Here is a 4,096-nt window from a genome sequence, read left to right on the forward strand (position 1 = left end):
GGCTGGGGGTGCCGCCATGTTCAATGCTGGCGCTTCTTTGGGGTGCACAGCCGCTTCGGCCAATGGGGTGGGCCCGGTCATCGGCGCCATGGTGGCCCGCTCGGCACGCAAGCGCTGCAGGGCGGCCAGACCGTAGTGCGTGAACCACAGCGAGGAAAACGCGAACACCAGGGTGTAGATCCAGATCGCCAGCGGCACCAGCACAAAAAACGCGGCGGCAAACACCACGCCCGATGCCCACACAATGCTGGGCGCTGCCCCGAGGTAGCCCGTGACGATGCCAATGCCCAGCAGGCTACTGCGATGGCGGCGGAATATCTCCAGGCGCTCTTCCTTGCTGGCGTGGTCTGCCAGGGCGTCGAACACCATCACCCGGTAGGTCAGCCAACCCCAGATCAGCGGCGGCAGGATGAGTACCAGTGGCGGCACCAGCCATAGCGGAACGGACACCACCAGCGCCACCAACGCCAACACCGTGGACCCTACCGACCAGGCCACACTCGCAATGAAAGACCCGCCCTTCTTGCGCTCCATATCCGGAAACCGCCGCGCAGCCACCAATGCCACCAGAGCGGGGGTCATGAGTACGGCTACGGCCAGCAGCGACACCACCACCAGTACAGGCGCCACGGCCAGCACCACCATCAACGGCGCCATGACAGCAGTCACATCCCCCAGGCCCCAGCCCTGAAGCCAACCCCAGACGCTGTCCAGCAACGAGGACGCATCGAGCAACGCGCGCATCCCCTGCACCGCCGCGTCCCAGTAGAAGCAACCCAGGCCGAGTGCCAAAACGGCCATCAAGAACAGAGGCAAGAGCGACAGCACAATCACCCGCGGACGCAGGCAATAGGCAGCGGCACGCCAGAAAGAATCAAGCAGTAATCCCATGGCGGCAAGCATACAGGCAGCGCCCGCCAAGCCGCTCAGGCCTTGCCCAGCAACCTCAGTACGCCCCGCCATTGCTGGGACCAGAACCCCGCGCCGTAGTCGCGCACACGGCCATCGGGGCCCGGCTCGACCTGGTCGCGCACGCCCGTAGGGTCAAAGCGCTTTTCAAAGTTGGCGGTGCCCATCAGCATGTCCCACCAAGGCAGAAGCACCCCGAAGTTGTGCCCGCCGAGCACCACACGCGGCGGCGTTGCTGCTTGGCCCGATGTTGCCTCGGCCGAAGGCTTGACCGTCTCGTGGCCAATGCCAATGCTATGGTGCCGCCGGTGAAAGCGGGGGCTGATCCAGAGCCGCTCACCCACCTGACCAAACCACAGCCGCACGTTGGCGTGCTGAAAGCTCTCGCTGAGCTGAGTGATGGCCACGATGGCAATGAACTGCCCCGGCGCAACACCAATCAGCTGCGCCACCGTCACCAGAATCACGTCGCGCAGCAGGTCATCGAGCAGGTGGTTGCGGTTGTCGCTCCACATCGTCATCTGCTGCTGTGCATGGTGCAGCGAATGCAGGCGCCACCACCACTCAAAGTGATGCTGCCCCCGGTGGATCCAGTAGTCCACAAAATCGAACACCACCAGATACAGCAGCAAGCTGACCCAGGAGATGTCCGTCACACCCGGCCAGAGGCCATCGAGCTGGAACGTGCTGACACCAGCCACACGCAAGGCACCAAACAGTGAATCCGCCAGCGGATCCACCGTGAAAAACAGCGCCAGCCGGAACAGTCCCAGCCGGTGAATCAGGGTGTAGAGGATGTCAGTGCGGATGGTGGCACGGTCATTGATCTGCTCCACCGGCCACCAGCGCTGCATGGGGCCAATCACAGCCACGATGACCACCAGCTGCAGCAATCCCACCAGCAGCCAGCCGGAGGCCTCATAGCCGTTCTCCAGCAGGCTGGCCAGCCCTGTGGTGAACATCAGCGGCTGCAGCACGCTCTCAAAAAGCCATTGCTGCACGCTGTCAAATACACCGCCTAGCCATCCCATCGTGTCGCGCTCCCTGGCACCTGGTTAATCATGCAAACATGCGGCGCGTGCGCCCTCAGTCACGGCGCACGCAATCCAACTTGATCCCACAGCCCATCTAGCGAACCTGAGCAGCTGCGGCCGCATAGTCAGGATGATCCCGCAAGGTGCGAAAGCAAAACCCTCGCTGCTTGAGCCCTTCAATCAAAGGCTCCAGCACAGCGGGCGCCCAGGCGTCCTTGCGCGACCAGATCCCCAGATGCGCCAGCAGGATGTCGCCACTGCGCACATCACGCAGCGCCTTGTTCAGCAGCGCGGTGTTGCTGGCCGTCTCACTGGGCAGCTCATCCCCCAAGAAGCCGGCAGGCGACCACCCCACATGCGCGTAACCGCAGGCCTTCGCGCTGGCAATCAATTGTGCAGAGGTCTTGCCGCCAGGTGCGCGGAACAGGGGCAAAGGCGTCTTGCCGGTAATGGCCTTCAAACGATCCGCAGCACGGGCAATTTCTTCGCAGTATTCAGCTGCGGACATGACAAAGCTTTGACCCTCACGCTGTCCCGCAGAGGGACGGACCCGAAACGCCGGGTGCGGCGCGCTGCCGGCATCGGCACGCCAGTAGGTGTGATTCCAGGTGTGGGAGGCAAACTCATGGCCCTCTGCGGCGCGTGCACGCCACCATGGGGCCCAATGGTCCCCCAGACTTCCATCGCCTTCCTTCGTGCGCTCGTTTGCAGCAAAGAAGGTCACGTGCACCTGCTGGCGCTTGAGCACCTCAGCCACCAAAGGCGCCACTTCCATGTGGCCAGTGTCAAAGGTCAGGTACAGGGGCTTTTTGCAGTCATTTTGGGCGGTAGCGCTAGTGAAACATGCCCAAACAGCTATCAACACAATAGCATCGCGACGCCTGCTGCGTGATCCACAAAAAGCGCTGAGAAACATACCTCTCACCGGCTGCACCGCGCTCAACGTGGCGCGTGTTGCAGGGTCCATACGCCGTGGGGCGATTTACCCACGTTGACCTGGCGCACCACCTTCTTTGCCTGGGTGTCCACCACAGACAGCTTCCGGGCCCAACGCGAACTGACGTAGATATAACGGCCATCCGCCGAAACATCCATGCAATCCGGCCCGCCCGGCACGGGGTACGACTCGACGACCTGCTGGGTGTTCATGTCGATCTTGCTGATCGAGTTGGCCACGCGATTGCTCACATACAGGTGGTGTCCGTCGCCAGCAGCACGAAAGGCGTGAGCACCGTTGCCTGTCTTGATCCGCTTGACGCTGACCGCTTCACGCCCGGAGATATCGAACACCTCCACGCTGTCACCGCCCGTCAGTCCCACAAACAGGTGCTTGCCATCGGGACTGCCGTAGACATCCGCAGGCATGGGGCCTGTTTTGACGCGCCATTTGATGGTCTGGGTGGCAATATCAATCGCCACCAGTTCGTCACTGTCCTGCATGGTCGAATAGACGGTGGTGCTGCGGCTATCGATCCACAGATGGCTGGGGGTGCGCGATGTGGCCACGCGCTGCACCAGGGTCAGGTCCTTGCCGTCCCAGCGGTAAAAGTCCACGTGATTCAGACGGTTGGCGGCCGTGATGAACCATTTCATGTCGGGACTGAATCGCAGATGGTAGGGGTCCACAATCCCACGTACGGTTCGCTGCACCTCGGCGGTACGGGGGTCCACAAACGTCAGCGTGTCACCGAGCGCGTTGGCCACGATGATCGACTTTTCATCGGGGGTCAGATACAGATGGTGCGGCTCTTTACCTGTAGGTATGCGGGCCGTCTCAGTCCAGGTCACCGGGTCGATGACGCTGACGTTGGCCTCCAGCGAATTGAGTACAAAAAGCGGCGGAGCGCCCGCCGCCACACTGGCCAAGGAGTAACACCACCCACCAAGGGCCACAACGCAGATGCGTGCAATCGAGAGAATCTTCACAAAACCACTTTCAACACAGCCTTGGAGTGTAGCGCCGCGCCCAGCGCGGACCCGAGCGACAACACGTAACATCAGGGTGATCGTGCTATCTTTGACTCAGGTCATCCCGGTATTGGCGCAGCCTAGGGTTCGGGCGTGTCCGAATTTTTGTGTAAACGGTTCGGACTTCAGTTGACGGAGATGCGGTCTCCGAACTGAATGGTAAAGCGGGTCAGCGCAGCCTTCCA

The 4,096-nt window shown here is 61.9% G+C and carries 4 protein-coding genes; all 4 read right to left on the reverse strand.

Translation table 11 applies throughout. From position 1 onward, the window contains the following. Window positions 1–903, reverse strand: a 903-nt coding sequence (locus tag DBR23_RS24640) for an EI24 domain-containing protein (RefSeq protein ID WP_108499880.1), incomplete at its 3' end; no start/stop codon positions are given. 23 nt (window positions 904–926) lie between these two features. Further along, window positions 927–1,940, reverse strand: coding sequence for a sterol desaturase family protein (locus DBR23_RS24645; RefSeq protein WP_056743692.1), 1,014 nt, complete (start codon window positions 1,938–1,940; stop codon window positions 927–929). Between the two features lie 97 nt (window positions 1,941–2,037). After that, the gene (locus tag DBR23_RS24650; protein ID WP_108499879.1) at window positions 2,038–2,859 is read right to left on the reverse strand and encodes a polysaccharide deacetylase family protein; all 822 of its coding nucleotides are present in this window, start codon (window positions 2,857–2,859) and stop codon (window positions 2,038–2,040) included. A gap of 23 nt (window positions 2,860–2,882) precedes the next feature. Further along, complete coding sequence (locus tag DBR23_RS24655) at window positions 2,883–3,869, reverse strand: YncE family protein (protein WP_056067105.1); 987 nt, start codon at window positions 3,867–3,869, stop codon at window positions 2,883–2,885. Window positions 3,870–4,096: the final 227 nt, after the last annotated feature.

The organism is Acidovorax sp. HMWF018, assembly GCF_003061035.1.
Lineage (GTDB): Bacteria > Pseudomonadota > Gammaproteobacteria > Burkholderiales > Burkholderiaceae_C > Acidovorax > Acidovorax delafieldii.

Bases quoted from the DNA above. Each gene is read 5' to 3' on its own strand.
- DBR23_RS24645 (WP_056743692.1), bottom strand. From the start codon at position 1,940: ATGGGATGGCTAGGCGGTGTATTTGACAGCGTGCAGCAATGGCTTTTT.
- DBR23_RS24650 (WP_108499879.1), bottom strand. From the start codon at position 2,859: ATGTTTCTCAGCGCTTTTTGTGGATCACGCAGCAGGCGTCGCGATGCT.